General features: G+C 48.1%; 10 protein-coding genes. 8 read left to right on the forward strand and 2 right to left on the reverse strand.

From position 1 onward, the window contains the following. Window positions 1-327: 327 nt before the first annotated feature. A complete protein-coding gene (locus L990_RS17860; RefSeq protein ID WP_231562305.1) occupies window positions 328-2,418 on the reverse strand; it encodes an alpha-L-fucosidase in 2,091 nt (696 codons plus the stop codon). Between the two features lie 399 nt (window positions 2,419-2,817). On the opposite strand from L990_RS17860, the gene L990_RS17865 reads away from it, so the two are divergent. The 8 genes from L990_RS17865 (at window position 2,818) to thpR (ending at window position 14,233) form a co-directional block, all read left to right on the forward strand. Beyond that, window positions 2,818-5,049, forward strand: a complete 2,232-nt coding sequence (locus tag L990_RS17865; RefSeq protein ID WP_047452223.1) for a beta-N-acetylhexosaminidase — start codon at window positions 2,818-2,820, stop codon at window positions 5,047-5,049. A gap of 180 nt (window positions 5,050-5,229) precedes the next feature. After that, a complete protein-coding gene (locus L990_RS17870; protein WP_047452225.1) occupies window positions 5,230-6,351 on the forward strand; it encodes a PepSY-associated TM helix domain-containing protein in 1,122 nt (373 codons plus the stop codon). Between the two features lie 105 nt (window positions 6,352-6,456). Next, window positions 6,457-8,889: a TonB-dependent receptor gene (locus L990_RS17875; protein ID WP_047452227.1), complete on the forward strand. Its 2,433-nt coding sequence runs from the start codon at window positions 6,457-6,459 to the stop codon at window positions 8,887-8,889. A gap of 763 nt (window positions 8,890-9,652) precedes the next feature. Next, on the forward strand, window positions 9,653-10,810 hold the full coding sequence (locus L990_RS17885) for a hypothetical protein (RefSeq protein ID WP_156121676.1): 1,158 nt from the start codon (window positions 9,653-9,655) through the stop codon (window positions 10,808-10,810). A gap of 45 nt (window positions 10,811-10,855) precedes the next feature. Beyond that, window positions 10,856-12,031 carry a gliding motility-associated C-terminal domain-containing protein gene (locus tag L990_RS17890; protein ID WP_047452233.1) on the forward strand — a complete coding sequence of 392 codons (1,176 nt, stop codon included), beginning with the start codon at window positions 10,856-10,858 and terminating at the stop codon, window positions 12,029-12,031. 18 nt (window positions 12,032-12,049) lie between these two features. Beyond that, window positions 12,050-13,042: a type IX secretion system membrane protein PorP/SprF gene (locus L990_RS17895; RefSeq protein ID WP_047452235.1), complete on the forward strand. Its 993-nt coding sequence runs from the start codon at window positions 12,050-12,052 to the stop codon at window positions 13,040-13,042. Between the two features lie 200 nt (window positions 13,043-13,242). Further along, complete coding sequence (locus tag L990_RS17900) at window positions 13,243-13,671, forward strand: DUF4296 domain-containing protein (RefSeq protein ID WP_197057334.1); 429 nt, start codon at window positions 13,243-13,245, stop codon at window positions 13,669-13,671. 1 nt (window position 13,672) lies between these two features. Continuing rightward, a complete protein-coding gene (gene thpR, locus L990_RS17905) occupies window positions 13,673-14,233 on the forward strand; it encodes an RNA 2',3'-cyclic phosphodiesterase (RefSeq protein ID WP_047452239.1) in 561 nt (186 codons plus the stop codon). A 435-nt stretch (window positions 14,234-14,668) separates the two neighbouring features. Here thpR and L990_RS17910 read toward each other — a convergent pair whose 3' ends face one another. Further along, on the reverse strand, window positions 14,669-15,463 hold the full coding sequence (locus tag L990_RS17910; RefSeq protein ID WP_052181137.1) for a DUF4382 domain-containing protein: 795 nt from the start codon (window positions 15,461-15,463) through the stop codon (window positions 14,669-14,671). Window positions 15,464-15,666: the final 203 nt, after the last annotated feature.

Consider the following 15,666-nt stretch of genomic DNA (forward strand, 5'->3'; position numbering starts at 1 on the left):
CCACCTAATTAATATCTCCCGATTCTATTCGTAGATTTTATAGCTAAAACTTCCAACAGCTGTTTGCTTGCGGTGCAAAGTTAAAAAAATTAATGAAGTCTTTTTGTTCCGATAGTTGTTGCAATGCAGTAGGTCTGCTTTTGTCGTTTTTATTTAGCTCACATATCCTTGTTTTTCTTGTTTTGGGTTGTGCGGTGTGGTCTAATTTCCTTCTTAATAGCAATACATCCAACAGTTTTTCTCGAAATATTAGGAATGGAGTATCTATGAGCTGAACTCAATAAAAAGAAGGCTGTACAATTGTACAGCCTTCCTTTTATTATATTCCTATTTGGTAATCACCCCAATCTCACCTACTGATACCCAGCCTTGATGCAGCACATCGTCTAGCGAAACCAACTTGAAGTATTTACCCTGTAGGGGCTGGTTGAAGCGAATGTACTGCTTTACCGTGTTGTTGGCCATGTTGGCAAACTCTCCGTTGCAGTCGGCCTTCTGCCAGGTTGCTCCATCCATCGAGGTGTAGAACTCGAACTTTGTGATTGTACCGCTTTTGTTTCCATCTACTCGGGGCGAGTAGGTGAAGCCTTTCAGCGTTAGCGTTTCGCCCATGTCAACTACGATGGAGTAGGGGTGCTGCTTTATCTTTCCCTCCCAGGGGGTATGCCACATGGTGGTGCTCTTTCCGTCTATGGCGTTGGAGGCGGGGAACGAGATGTCGGCGCTATCGGCAAATACGATTTGCCATTTTGCGCTGCAGATGTCAAATGGTTCTGCTACCACTTCGCTCATGTCTTTCCCGTTGTTGATGTAGGTACGAGCCTTTACTACTCCACCTTTTGCTAAGCTAAAGGGCTGGCGGTAGATGGGAGATTTTGCGGTAGGAGTGCTGCCGTCTGTGGTATATCTTACGGTGGCGGTTTCCGATTCAGCCGCAATACTTACCATTCCCTGCTTGTTGCGCGATATGGTGGGTAGCGACATTATTTCGGGAGCCTTAAAAAGCCCAATGTTGCTGATGTTAGGAAGCGCTCTTGCCTTGGTGATGGTGACCTTTATCTTACTAATGGCCATTGTTGGGAATTGAAGCAGGCGCTTGTAACCAATGGTTGTTTCGTTGCCAATGGTAATCCATCTTTTGCCATCGAACGCTTCTACACGAAACTCCTCCACGCGTTGTCCTTTCCCTATATTTTCCTGTATTTGAAAAACGTTGGCAATAGCAGGTTTGGTAAAGGAGAACTCTGCCACTGCAGGTAGCGTGGAGGGACTCCAGTCTGTAGCGCTATTTCCATCTGTGGCAAATTTGGCATTGGTCGATTTTGCTTTACGCATCAAATCTACCGCAAAAGTTTGCTTAAGGTATGCCCCAAACTCCTTTAGGCGGGCTGCATCCTCCTCTTTTATAAGGCCGCGGGTATCGGGTGGTATGTTAAGCAGCAGAACGGAGTTGCGTCCTACCGAGGTGTAGTAGATGTTGGCCAGCTGCCCAAGAGTCTTTACTCGGCTATCTTCCGACTTGTGGTAAAACCACCCTGGACGGATTGAAACGTCGACCTCGGAGGGATACCAGTAAACGCTGCTGGCTTTATTAAGTAGCTCGCGGCTACCTAAGTCCTTTGCCTCTGCATGGATATTAAGTGCCGCATTCTTTTTTACCATCTCAGGGCGTGCGCCTGGGGCAAATGGGGTAACGCTCCATTCCGTGGTTCTGCCTTCGCCATGCTCGTTGCCAACCCAGCGAACATCTTCGCCGCTAACGGCAACAACGGCGTTAGGTTGTAGCTTATGGATTAAGTCGTAGTAGGCATCCCAGTTGTAAATTTGCTTTTTGCCGTTTGGTCCTTCGCCACAGGCGCCATCGAACCATACCTCGTCTACTTTGCCATAGTTTGTTAGCAGCTCGGTTAGCTGCTCCATAAAGTAGCTGTCGTAGGCAGGAGAGTCGCCGTAGCTTTTGGCATTCCTATCCCACGGAGATAGGTACACCCCAAACTTCATTCCATACTTGGTGCAGGCATCACGAAGCATACGTACAACGTCGCCTTTGCCACCCTTCCATGGGCTGCTGGCTACCGAGTGGGTGGTGGTTTTTGTTGGCCACAAGCAAAATCCGTCGTGATGCTTTGCTGTTAGGATGGCCATCTTAAAGCCAGCCTCCTTTAGGGTACGCACCCACTGTTCGGCATCGAGCTGCGAGGGATTGAATATTTGAGGAGATTCGGTTCCGTGTCCCCACTCCAAATCGGTAAAGGTATTTACGGTAAAATGGAGAAATGCAGTCATCTCGAGCTCCTGCCAAGCCTTTTGCTGCGGCGAAGGAACCACCCTAGAGGCCAGCTCCATCTTTTGCTCGATGGTAGAATTTGGGGGGAATGCAACCGATTTGGGATAGTACGTTGGGCTATCCTGTCCCATAACATTCACCTGAGACAATAGCCCAAGAGCAACGATGTGGGCAATTATTGTACGTTTCATACTAATAAAATTAAGAAGCACGCTTTACCGGTGCCTGCACTTCGGTAAGGCGTCTTTGGGTTAATGGTGTTTATACTCCAAAAGAGCAAATAATTATTAATTCTTGAAACATCATTTTTATCTGTGCGGCTATGAAAATATGAGGCACGCTAATAACCCGCAGTGTATGCTCAAGTAATTATCTATGAGTGAATGATTTTATAAATTGGGCCTAAAGTCGTTAGTTCCTACCAGTTGGGTGTTTATATGTATAACATACCTTTTGTTAAGCTTTATATAAATAAGATGAACTCTTTTATGGCATACATTTGCTTACGACAAACCCCATTTAGTTAAAACATGAGAACACTTATCTACTGTTTTTTAATTATGCTTATTCCCTTTGCCTCTATAGGGAAAAGCAGCAAACCCCAACGGGCGAATCTTATTCCTCAGCCAACTTCTGTGGAATGGAAGTCTGGTGGCTTTAACCTTAAGAATGGTATAACCATTTATGCCGACAACAGCGTCGCTCCAATTGCAGGTTACCTGAAAGATATCCTTAAAAAGGGAGGTAACGTTGCTGCCAATGTAAAGGCTTTCGATGCCAATGCCAAGGGTGGTATTACCCTTTCGTTGGTTGATGATGGCCAGTATGGCGATCAGGGCTACCGGTTAGATGTATCCGCTAAAGGTATTGAAGTTAAGGCTAAGACTGCACAGGGTCTTTTCAACTCGGTGGCAACCATCCATCAGCTAATCCCTGTTAGCGGAAAGATGCAGATTCCTGCGGTTTCCATTACCGACAAGCCTCAGTTTGTTTGGCGCGAAATGATGCTCGACGTAGGTCGTCACTTCTTTAGTAAGGATGAGGTGAAGCGCTTTATTGAGCTTGGCGCTATGTACAAGTTCAACGTTTTTCACTGGCACCTAACCGAAGATCAGGGTTGGAGAATTGAGATCAAGAAGTATCCTAAGCTTGCTGAGGTTGCTGCTTGGCGTACCGAGGCCGATGGCAAAAGGTATGGCGGATTCTATACTCAGGAAGATATAAAGGAAGTTGTTGCCTTTGCCGCCTCAAGAGGGGTAACCATCATCCCCGAAATTGAGCTGCCAGGCCATAGCGTTGCAGCACTTGCTGCCTATCCTGAGCTATCCTGTACGGGAGGTCCTTTTGAGGTGCCTAACTCTTGGGGCGTATTCCCTGATGTGTATTGTGCTGGTAACGATAAAACATTTGCCTTCCTTCAGGATGTTCTAACAGAGGTTATGGCGCTATTCCCCGGTAAGTATATTCATATTGGTGGAGACGAGTGCCCCAAGGATCGCTGGGAGAAGTGCCCTAAATGCCAGCAGCGCATTAAAGATAACGGACTAAAGAACGAGCACGAGCTGCAAAGCTACTTTGTAAAGAGAATAGAGAAGTTCTTGAACGATAATGGGCGTAAGCTTATTGGCTGGGACGAGATACTTGAAGGTGGTTTAGCACCTAATGCTACGGTTCAGCTTTGGAGAGACTGGGACCACGCCGTTAAGGCAGCAGAGGAGGGGCATGATGTGATTATGACCCCAACAACGCATTGCTACTTCGACTATCTTCAAAAGAATTTAGATTTAGAAAAGGTGTACTCCTTCAATCCAATTCCCGAGAAGCTGGCCGCTGAGCACCAAATGCATATCTTAGGTGGCGGTGCCAACCTTTGGACCGAGCGCGTACCCAACAGCGATCGTGCTGACTTCATGCTATTCCCTCGTCTTTTTGCCATCTCCGAATGTTTGTGGAATGGTAAGGCGCGTCCTGCCTTCAGCGAGTTTTTGGAGAAGGTGCGTACCGAGAATACACGCCTAGAGAAGCTAGGTGTTAAGTACGGTCCAGAGGGACGCGATTTTGATACAAAGGCAACGCCTGATATTGCCAACCGTCAGCTTAAGGTAGCCATTAAGTCCGATTTAAAGGACATTGAGTTCCGCTACTCTGTTGACGCTTCGGTGCCAACCACCGCTTCGCCTTTGGTTAAAAATGGCGAGTTTAGCGTAAAGGATAAGGCATCCATTACCATTAGCGCTTTCCGCAATGGTAAAACATTTGGTAGCCCAGTTCTCTACAACTTTAATGCCCACAAGGCTTTTGGTAGCCCAGTGAAGATAAAGAATCCTCTTGGCAGTAGCTACAAGGGCCTTTACAACGACTGTATTACCGATGGGCTAAAAGGTTCTCCAACCGACTTCAGAGATGGATTCTGGCAGGGAACTCCTTTAAACGATTTTGTTGCTGATGTGGAGCTACCTGCTGTTACAGAGGTGCGCTCGCTATCGCTAAATGCTTTTCAGGATGTTGGTTCTTGGATCTTCTTCCCAGTTACCGTTGTTTACGAGGTTTCGGAAGACGGTGTTAAGTACACTCCTGTAGCATCGGCGCAGGTGCCATTAAAGAGCAAGACGCTTAGCACCTACGACTTTAAGGTAACCATCGAACCCGTAAAGGCTAAGTTTATTCGTGTAACAGCGAAGAACATCGGGCTGTGTCCACAGGACCATTCGGGCAAGGGTAATGCTGCCTGGGTATTTGTAGACGAACTTACGGTAGAGTAAATCATAAGATATTGTTAGGTTGTGAAGGGATGCGTAGCTGTACGCATCCCTTTTTTGTGGGTATACTTTCTGCTTGAATGGGTGCTTAAGTCCCACGAGGCATCAACATATACCAACATTTGGGGATTGATGCCTCCTTATTTATAATCTTTCTTTGTTGCGTAAAATCGACACGCCACAATGAAGAAGTTTTTAAGGTATGCTCATCGCTATTTGGGCTATGTAACGGGTGTAATACTTGCCGTTACCTGCCTCACCGGAGCCATTCTCGTTTTTGAGAAGGAGATAACCTCCGCTCTTAACCATCACCTTTATAGAATCGAAAATGTAGCCAACCAGCAGCGGCTGTCGCCCGAGGGTTTACTAACGAAGGTAAGCTCCGTGCTGAATGGAGAGATCGAATCGTTGACGGTTAACGCTGGCGACAACCAGAGCTGGGGCGTAGCGCTAAAGGATAGCGAAAAGATTACCTATATCAACCCTTATACGGGCGCGGTACTTGGCGAGGCTGCTGGCCGTCATCCGTTTTTTATTGGGGTGATGAAGCTGCATCGCTTTCTACTGGCCGACGATGCAGGCCGTATGGTTGTCGGCATATCAACCATCATATTTACGTTAATGCTTATAAGCGGTCTGGTTGTATGGCTTCCGCCATACCTTGGCCGACTACGCAGCTATATTCGTTCCATTAGAAAAAAGGCCTCCTTTGCACGCGGAGGTAACCGCTACCGCAAGCTCTACGATTGGCATGTTCTTCCCGCGCTTGTGGCCCTGCCTTTGCTGCTGCTGATGTCGCTAACGGGGCCAACATGGTCGTTTAAGTGGTACCGAAGCGGAGCTTATGCCGTGCTGGGAGCCGAGGCTCCAGAGCACAAAAAGCCGGAGCGAGATGGGGAGAACGCAAAGCAGCAGCCATCGAGCTATACGTATGTTGGGTTAGACGCTGCCGTTGCCAGCGTAAAGGAGGCAAGCCCCCTGGCGCAGAGCCTAACGGTTAAGCTACCAGCACGCAAAGGGGTGTACTCCATCACCACGCTCGGCAAAAATCCGCTTACGCGTCGTCAAACAGACAGCTTTACCTACAGCATCGAAAAGGCTAAGATTGTAAAGAGTGAGCTGTGGAAGGACAGGCCTCGATCGGCAAAGATGCCCGCGTGGATATACGCTTTTCACACCGGAACTTGGGGTGGCGTCTTCTCGAAGGTACTCTACCTGCTGGCGGTGCTGGTTGGCGCGGCATTGCCTATCTTGGGTTTCATGATGTTTGTAGCCCGTACCCGTCGGCGTTCGTTGAGGCAGTAGCCTTACGGCCGATATACTAGCAATCAGTAATTTCTTAAATAAATACACCGTGGTGTTTTGCCACGGCTAGCCACGCTTTTGTCAAATTTATAACATACTAAATCGATGAGAAGATTAATCTTGGCCATTCTGCTTATGGGATGCGCGCTAGGCTTTAGTGTCGCGGCGCCTGTAGAGCGGCTCTCTGTTAGGGGCACCGTAAAAAGTGCGAAGGGGGATGTCCTTCCGTTTGCCACCATTGTGATTGATGGTAGCAACCTAGGAACCACCTCGGATGAGAATGGAACCTACTCCGTATTTAACCTACGTCCAGGAAAATATACGCTTAAGGTTTCGATGGTGGGATTTGCCACCGTTTCGAGGGTGGTGTTTGTGCAGCCACGAGAGACTACCGAAGCCGACTTTGTGCTCGACGAGCAGGCGCTAGTGCTCGAAGGCGCAGAGGTGTTTGGTGTTCGCAACCGCCAGCCCGAAAAGATGGACGTTATTACGCGTCTCCCTTTAAAGGTAAACGAGCAGCTGCAGAGCATCTCGGTGGTGTCCGATAAGCTTATTGCCGATCAGGGTGCCCTTACCATTGCCGATGTAAGCCGTAACGTTCCCGGAACCTACACCTATGCCACCTACGGAAACACCAAGGAGAGCATCTCCTCGCGCGGCTTTCGTGGTATTCCGGTGCTAAAGAATGGCGTGCGTATCAACTCCGACTTTAGAGGTCAAGGCTTTATTACCGACATGAGCGGGGTGGAGAGCATGCAGGTGATGAAGGGAGCCGCTGCGGTAACGCAGGGGGTGGCTACCGACCTGGGAAGCCCCGGTGGTGTGGTTAACATCGTTACCAAGACACCTAAGTTTGTAAACTCGGGGTTGGTGTCGCTGCGTGCAGGTAGCTGGGGGCAGATTCGCCCTACCTTCGATGTGCAAAGCGTGCTCGACAACCGACAAACCGTAGCCATCCGCTTTAATGGAGCCTACGAGCGTGCCGACAGCTACCGCCCGGTAGTTGGTTTAGAAAAGATGTACCTTAACCCTTCGGTAGAGTGGCGCCCCAACGATAAGACAACCGTAACTTTGGAGCTCGACTACCTAAACGATAGCCGTACCCCCGACGTGGGAACCGTTAACCTCTCGCTTACCGAAAATAAAATATATAAGATACCTAACGACCGCTTCCTAGGCTTTAAGTCGGATAGGCAGCAGACCCACAATACCACTTTTGGGCTTCGTTTCCGTCGCGATATCTCCGATAAGTTCTACGTTCGTGCAGCGCTGTTTGGTTCTGACCTCTCCATCGAGAAGTCGGCCGCCTCGTTGGCCGCATTTACCACTACCGATAAGGCGGGGGCCATCTCCATTCAGAAGCCGCTAAACTTTCGTAAGCGCTCCATTACCCGCGACGACCGTTTTGATAACAACCGCGTTATGCAGCTCGACTTTGTGGGCAAGGATCTTATAACGGGGCCGTTAAAGCATACCCTTCAGCTAGGTTTCGACTACTCCGATTACGATGTTACCACCGTAGCCTACAACGCCAAGCTGGTAGATACCATCGACGTGTATGCCCCAGTTTCGAATAAGCTGCGAGGCGGCAGCAGCTCGCTTACCGAAAAGAGCCGCGTTAACGCCAAGTCGCAGCGCATGGGGGTAATGTTTCAGGATGTGATTTCGTACAGCAGCTGGCTGCGCATGTACTTTGGCGGCCGATACAGCTCGGTACAAACCTTCTCGCCGGGGGCAGCTGTTGCCGATCGTACGAACACCTTTAACCCGTTAGTAGGGGTTATGGTTACGCCCATAAAGAATGTAAGCCTATTTGCCTCGTACACCAACAGCACTGCACCATCGAGCGCTACCGAGGTAGACTCGAAGGGCAACCAGCTGGGAAACTCCAGCATAACCCAGCTCGAGGCGGGTATTAAAACGGAATGGTTCGACAACCGCCTTCGCTTTAATGTTACCCTTTACAAGATAAGTAATAAGGATATGAACCTACAGGCCGCAGAGGTTAATCCAGCTACCGGCTTGGTGGAGTTTACCGGCTACTATGTTAAGGGTGGCAACGACGAACGTAAGGGGGTAGAGGTCGATCTGTCGGGCCGCGTGCTGCCCAACCTCGAAATTGTGGCCGGCTACTCGTATATCGATGCCCGCTACCGCGAGCACACCACCTTTGTACGAAATTCGAGACCCAACAACACCCCTAAGCATACGGCTAACCTGTGGGTTAACTACTATGTGGCTAGCGGCCTACTAAAAGGGCTAAGCGCCGGTGCGGGAGTTTACTACCTCTCCGAGCGTCCTAACAACGACTGGACGGTAACCAGCTGGCACGGTATAGAGCCCGGCGTGGCGCCTTGGTATATGAAGCCCTACACTACCGTAAACGCGCAGCTGGGGTACGCCATTACCAAAAGCTTAGATGTACGCCTTGTTGCTAGTAACCTGCTGAATAAGGAGGGATACAACGCCTACCGTACCGTCTACATAAACCAGATAGATCCTCGTAGCGTTGCCGCTACCGTTTCGTATCGCTTTTAGTGTTTTTTCTTTGTTTTTAGCAGCTACTCGTGGGCGATACCGGGGCATTCCCGGTATCGCCTTTTTTCTACAGGTTGTGGAGTATTTTGACGTTCCAAAGCGGGCCGTTTTTTGAAGAGTTAGCTAACGTTGTTGTTTTTGCAATACTCTTCTCCCGTTTTTGTAAAAGGCGTGCAGCTTTTACGCTTTGCGAAAAGGACGACCTGCTTTTCGCCCCCATTTCCCGCTTTTGGCTGTAAATTGGCTCACTATCTGTATCCTTTTGTTTTACTTTAGAGTATTGCTTCTACGAAAAATAGATACTAATACCTATGTTTTGAAGCATTAAAACAATTTATATTTGTCTTGCTGCTCGATATAAGCTGTTGAAATCGAGCGTATGTTATAAAAATCTTTGGAATATTGGTGTATTTAACAAAACTTTCGTTAAGTTTAAGCAACGGAAAGATGTAAGTCTGTGAGAAAAACTGTTAATTTGTGAGGTGGATATGGGAGTAGGATGGTGAGGAAGATAAAGCAGAAGATAACCACGAAAAAGCCAAAGATTTTAATCGCACCCTTATTTCCCCTACCGTATTTTTAGAAAATCGCCACAGCCACGCAAACTTTGCTGCAGGGGCGATGCTGTTTTTTTAATGTAATGGCCATTCCAACGACTGGTGACGAAGGGATATGTGAGGGAATGGGCCTAAAATGTAAAAACCACGACAAGGATTTGGGAACACAAACGACAATTCATAATAACGTTTTAACACTCTTTCGTATGAAGAAAACTAGAGTTTTAGGGGTAGCCCTAACCCTCGCTGCTACAATGGCTGTTGGTGGTGCAATGGGGCAAGCAAATACAACAACGGCAGGTTATGTAAAGACAGGGGCTACAGATGCTGCTGATGCAACTAACCAAAGAAGTTATATCACTAAAGGGAAAAAGTTAGGTTTTTTTGTTGAACCAGATATGGCATTTCACCCAAACTGGACTGCTGCTGGTACTTGGAAATTGACTCCTGATTTTTCATGGATTTGGTCTGTTTATGCTGCAGATGGAACAACTCCAAGTTCGAATATCAAGTTTGGTGCTGCTGTTGCTGGTGCTCCTAGTTATACAGGAACAGCCGCTAAGCCTGCAATTGCAAATGACCCTGCAAACTTTGTGGAAATGACTGCAGTTAATTCTGGTGTTTACACTATTAAGGTTGCTGAAAAAGCTGCTGCAGCTTTCGGATCATGTACGGGGGCTGCCAAAACTTTTAGTTTAGTTGTGATGGACGAACCTGAAATTTCTATAGATGCAGATGTTGCTCCTGCAGTAGCAACTCCTACAACTGGAGGAACTAATAATAGAACTCTACTTGCAGATGGATGTGGTGATCTAACAAATTGGAATGTGAATTTTTCAATTAAAGCGGCTGATTATTTTAATGCACAGATTAAGTTAGAAGAAATATCTGTGAAAATAGATGCAGCAGGTGTTCCTACTGAAGCAGCAACACCTCGTAATACCTATACTTACGATTTCAGAAATCAGGCTGTAACAGCAACTTCTGCAGTTGCAACATTGAGCGGGACAGCACCTTCTGTAACTGGATGGAATGCAGATTGGAACGTAAAGGCTGATGCTGCGTTTAGCTATCTGACAACAGATGCTAATAGAAATATAACATTGAAGCATCAGCGTGATTTTAAAGTGTATGTTGATGGAGCAGATGCTACAAAAAGTGATATTGTGACCCTATTTAGATATACTGTATTGGGTGTAAATGACTTTGTTTCTAGAAAAAGCGACTTAGTTGCAAATAATACAACTTTAGGAGCTCTATATGGTGCTTCAACTGTTGGAACACCTAAGATTATTGATATCTACGTTAAGCGTGCTCCAAAAACTGGTCCAGTTTACCACATCAACAACAACATTGCGAAGTAATTTTTGCTAGCAATTTAACCGCACTAGAACCGTTAATACGATTTAATGCTTAAACGACTCCACATACTATTTGTGGTAGCCACAATATTTACCTCGGTGGCATACGGTCAAACCTCCATAACGGATTTACCGTATGCCTGCCAGGGTAGTATAGAGAGCTACTGGGTTAAGGGCAACAATGGCGTTTCGAACTTTACGTGGCGCGTTACTGATCCTAAAGGTAACGAGGTGCCTGCAAGTGCCATTCAGTTTCTCAATGCCGGTGGCGACACTGTAAAGATTAACTGGAACTTTCCGGGAATGGTTGGAGGGGTTTACACCTTCCATATTGTAGAGAAGAGCGGAATGTGTACCGGCGAGGAGTATACCCAGGATATTCAGGTAAATACCCCCGTGCTATACGTACCAATCTCCTCCTTTGTAAATGTAAAAGATAACCTTATCGATCTCTGCTCTAACGGTAAGTTCGAGCTCGAGGTAGAGCATAAGGATAGCAAGCGTAAGTTTATAAACGAGCTTAGCAAGTGGTCCGATCTCTCATCGGCATTCTCCGTTAAGCGAATCGTTTCCGAGGCCGGAACCTATACGGTGAAGGTTGTCGACGATTTGGCAAGCTGTTCGTTCGATACCGCAAAGGTGGTACTGCACGAATTGCCTAAAGTTAGTTTAGGCGACGATATTAGCATCTGCAATTCGCTAGGTGCTACCATACAATCAACCGTCGACCATGGTAGCTACTATTCATGGTTTGTAGACGGGGCTCAATCTTCTGCAACTGGCTCTAGCTTTACCATCGAAAAGCCAGGTGTTGTATCTCTTACCGTAAAAGACGACTACGGTTGCGAGGGTTCCGATGCTGTTACGGTCTCAGGATGTGACCCTAGGAATATCCGAATCCCTGCCGCCTTTACCCCTAACGATGATGGGGTGAATGATGAGTGGTATATCCCCGGAATAGAGTACGACTGGGTGCTAACCAAGGTGGGAAGCAACAACGTACCCCTTCCTAAGGAAGGAAAGATGAAGGTTGACAACCTTAAGATAGAGATTTTTACCCGTTGGGGTAAGCGTGTTTACAGCCTAAAGTCTGATAGAAAGGCTTGGGATGGAAAGGACGAGTCGGGTAGCCCGCTACCAGTCGATTCGTACCACTACCTGATACGTTTCGAGGTTAACGGCGAGAAGATTCAGCTTCGAGGCCCAGTTACCATTCTACTTTAGCAATAACCACAACCGCTGATGAAATTAAATAGAACATATAGGCTCATTTTACTACTTGGATTTCTTGCCATGCTGGCACCCGCTAGGGTAATGGCGCAGCAGGAGCCGCTTATTGGGCAGTATATGTTCAACCCATACCTTATAAACCCCGCCTTTGCGGGCTACGAGGGAGGTACCTTCCTTGCATTTACCGCCTCTAACCAGTGGGCGGGCTACTCTAAGGGACCGCAAACCTACACCGCCTCGGCCCAAACGCGTATCGACATGAACTTCCTCCGCCAATTTGGGGGTAAGTACCGCTACAAGCGCACCTCCGGTAAAACGGGGCTTGGTGTGATGCTTTTTAGCGACTGGAACGGTAACGTATCGCGTAACGGATTTCAGGGAACCTACGCCTACCATACCGAGTTAAGGGGTAACGACCTGCTTTCGATGGGCGTTTCGTTGAGCATCTTCCAGTTTAGGGCTAGCGTTACCAACGAGGATCTTCCTAATCCCGACGGCTCGGATGTGACCCTCCAAAAGACGCCCTCGCAGATGTCGCCCGAGGCCAACGTGGGTATCACCTACACCAAGGAGAACTTTTATGTGGGGCTATCGGCAAATAACCTCTTCCAAACCAAGATTCGCTTTGCCGTAACCGACAACAATGCCCACCCCGAGTTCCTACGCCACTACTACGTGCTAGGGGGATATAAGTTTAAGGCTAACTACGCTGTCGATGTTGAGCCATCTATTCTATTTACAGCTACCGAGCGCGGCACGTTTAATGCCGATATCAACATAAAGGGATACTACAAAAAGGACTACTGGGCGGGTATCTCGTACCGCTCATCGGGATCGGCCCTGTTTTTGGTGGGAGGTAGCTACATGCAGTTTAAGTTTGGATACGGCTTTAACTTCGGTTTTGGCGATGTATCAGCCCTCTCCAAAATTGGTTCGCACGAGCTGATGGTGGGTTACTCTATTGGCGATAGAACTAAGCGCTACCGCTGGATGCGCCGCTACTAGCACGCCGTGGCGCTCTGCGCTATATCCTCCTCCTTACTACTCCGACAAAAGATTCTGGCGAGCTGCTGATGGCCTTCCCAATTTGGCATTTGGCGGTTGGTATAATGCGTAGGGGCGTTTCTTATTCGCCGAAATCTTACTACTTTTGTCTGTTGCGTTGGCTACCAGCGGTAGGCGGCGCTACCAATAAAACCTATAGGATGAAGAATTACATACTTGCCATAGCAATTGCCCTAGTGGTGGGCGCCTGCTCCAACAGCAGCAACGTTATTTCGGAGAAAAAGATGGTTTCGGTACTGGCCGACATCTACCTAACTGATGGTACCGTGGATACCTACCGCTATGGAATGAATAAATACCAGAATATTGACTCTCTGTACCTCTACAAAACGGCCTTCGAGCGCAACGGCGTTACCCGCGAGGAGTTTGTAGCCAGCTTTCAGTACTACGCTCGTTCTCCTAAGGTTATGGATAAGATTTACACCGAGGTGGTAAACAAGCTCTCGGCGCTGCAGCAGGAGACAATGGCCATTTCCGAAAAGGAGCACAAGAAGAAGCAGGGGGCAAAGCATCCTAGTAAGAAGGATTTGGATGTGAGCAAAAAGCAGCTTACCCAACCCCAGCAGTAGCTTGAAGCGTACCTTTCTGGCAATCGCCATTCCTTTTACCCCGGCGCTACAGGCCGTATGGGGCGAGTTGCAGGAGGCGTTTGCCGCCATTCCTACCCGCTGGGTTTCGCCCAGCACCCTTCACGTAACGCTTGCCTTTATTGGCCCTACAACACCCGCAATGGAGGCCAGCATCTGCACCCTTGGTACAGCGGTGGCAGCCCATCACGTACCATTTCGGATGGTGGTGCAGGGCGTTGGCACCTTTGGCAAACCGAACCCTAAGGTCTTATGGCTGGGGGTAGGTTCGGGCGCCGATCCCTTAACCCGTTTAGCTTCCGATATCTGCCGTGCCCTTACCGATGTGGGGATCGCACTCTCTGCCCAGAATTACACCCCGCATGTTACCTTAGCCCGCTTTCGGGGCGCGGTACCTCCCGAAGCACCCGCCCGCGCTGTGACAGCTTTTGGCTCGCTGCGCCTGCTACCCACCGAGGTGAGCGAGGTGGTTCTCTACGAAAGTATCTTGGAGGATGGCCGTCCGCCGCTTTACCGCCCCATTGCCACCTTTCCGCTAGGCTAGCCGCTCTGGCTCCTTTTTGGCCTATACAGCGCTTATAAAGGCCTTTACCCTTTTACCTATGGCTTATTACTTATCGGTTTTGCGTTATTTCCGATCAGTTATGGCTTATAACCGATCAGTTTTACGTTATTTCCGATCAGTTATGGCTCATTTCCGATCGGTTTTGCGTTATTTCCGATCGGTTATGGCTTATTTCCGATCGGTTTTGCGTTATTTCCGATCGGTTTTAAGGCATTTCCGATTAGTTATGGCGCATTTCCGATCGGTTTTGAGGGGCGTATTCACGGAACTGTGTCTACCCTATTTTTTCTCGGAAGCCGGAATCGTGAATGCCTTTATAAATCGATTGGGTAGCCTATGTGTTTTGGAGGGTAGGGGGTAAAGCAAAAAGGGAGCAATCCGAAGACTACTCCCTTTCGTATTATCAAATTCAGCTTACTGGAATGCAACCACTCCTAGGTCAAAGATATCTCCAACTTTTACATTTACGTTCTGCACACTTTTAGGCGCATACTTGTAGGCAGGAGCTACCTGTACGGTATATCCACCCTCTGCAAGCCCACCAATTAGGAAGCTACCCGATTTTACAATGGAGGTAGCAACGGTATCGTTTTTTTGGCTAACGGTGTTCATCTTAAGTAGGTAAACGGTGGCCGATAGGGTGTCGGGAGTCACCTTCCCTGCTACAGCGCCGCTAACGGCCTTTTCGTACGTTCTTAGGCAGGGCTTTAACGAGTATTTGCCGTTACCCTCTTTTACAACCGACTTAGCAGCATCAAAATCAACGGTTAGCACGTAGGTAATCCCAGCCTTTAGCTCGGCGTGGAGGTTAAGCTTAAGGCCCGACTCTGAGCCGCTTGGTACCTTCATGCTAATGGTTTCGCCACTCTTAGTAACTACGCTATTATTTTCACCTAGCTTCAGCCTGATTTGGCTAATCTTTCCTGCCGAAATCTCGGCACCCGCTAGCAGCGTATCTACGCCATTTCTAAAGTCGAGAAGGTTGTAAACGCCAGTTCGAGATAGCGGAAGAACCTTCCAGTCGCCATCGTTTCCGCTTACGTTGTACTCTACTCCTTGTATATCAACCAGCACCTTTGCATAGTCGGCTGGCGCATCGGTTAGGCGAACCTCAAATCGGCTGGTGGTTGCGTTATCATTCGAGCATGACGAAAATCCTCCTAATGCAATCCCCCCAGCAATCAAACCTAAAATCAAATTCTTTCTCATAATGCTGTAATGTTTAATTTATCGTATATGGTACAACTGAGATTAACGTCACCCTACCTGTTTGTGGGATTATTTTTGATGGTGGTTAGATTGGGGGAGCGATGCGTTGCATGCGTCTCCCTTTCTTCTGTAGGATCTGTTTCTGCTTTAGGCCGTTTAATGCGAGGTATTCCTAATAAAGGAGACGCGAGCATCGCGTCTCT

The sequence above is a fragment of the Alistipes sp. ZOR0009 genome (assembly GCF_000798815.1).
Taxonomy (GTDB): Bacteria; Bacteroidota; Bacteroidia; order Bacteroidales; family ZOR0009; genus Acetobacteroides.

Bases quoted from the DNA above. Each gene is read 5' to 3' on its own strand.
- L990_RS17870 (WP_047452225.1), top strand. From the start codon at position 5,230: ATGAAGAAGTTTTTAAGGTATGCTCATCGCTATTTGGGCTATGTAACG.
- L990_RS17895 (WP_047452235.1), top strand. From the start codon at position 12,050: ATGAAATTAAATAGAACATATAGGCTCATTTTACTACTTGGATTTCTT.
- L990_RS17890 (WP_047452233.1), top strand. From the start codon at position 10,856: ATGCTTAAACGACTCCACATACTATTTGTGGTAGCCACAATATTTACC.
- L990_RS17885 (WP_156121676.1), top strand. From the start codon at position 9,653: ATGAAGAAAACTAGAGTTTTAGGGGTAGCCCTAACCCTCGCTGCTACA.
- L990_RS17910 (WP_052181137.1), bottom strand. From the start codon at position 15,463: ATGAGAAAGAATTTGATTTTAGGTTTGATTGCTGGGGGGATTGCATTA.
- L990_RS17860 (WP_231562305.1), bottom strand. From the start codon at position 2,418: ATGGGACAGGATAGCCCAACGTACTATCCCAAATCGGTTGCATTCCCC.
- L990_RS17900 (WP_197057334.1), top strand. From the start codon at position 13,243: ATGAAGAATTACATACTTGCCATAGCAATTGCCCTAGTGGTGGGCGCC.
- L990_RS17865 (WP_047452223.1), top strand. From the start codon at position 2,818: ATGAGAACACTTATCTACTGTTTTTTAATTATGCTTATTCCCTTTGCC.
- L990_RS17875 (WP_047452227.1), top strand. From the start codon at position 6,457: ATGAGAAGATTAATCTTGGCCATTCTGCTTATGGGATGCGCGCTAGGC.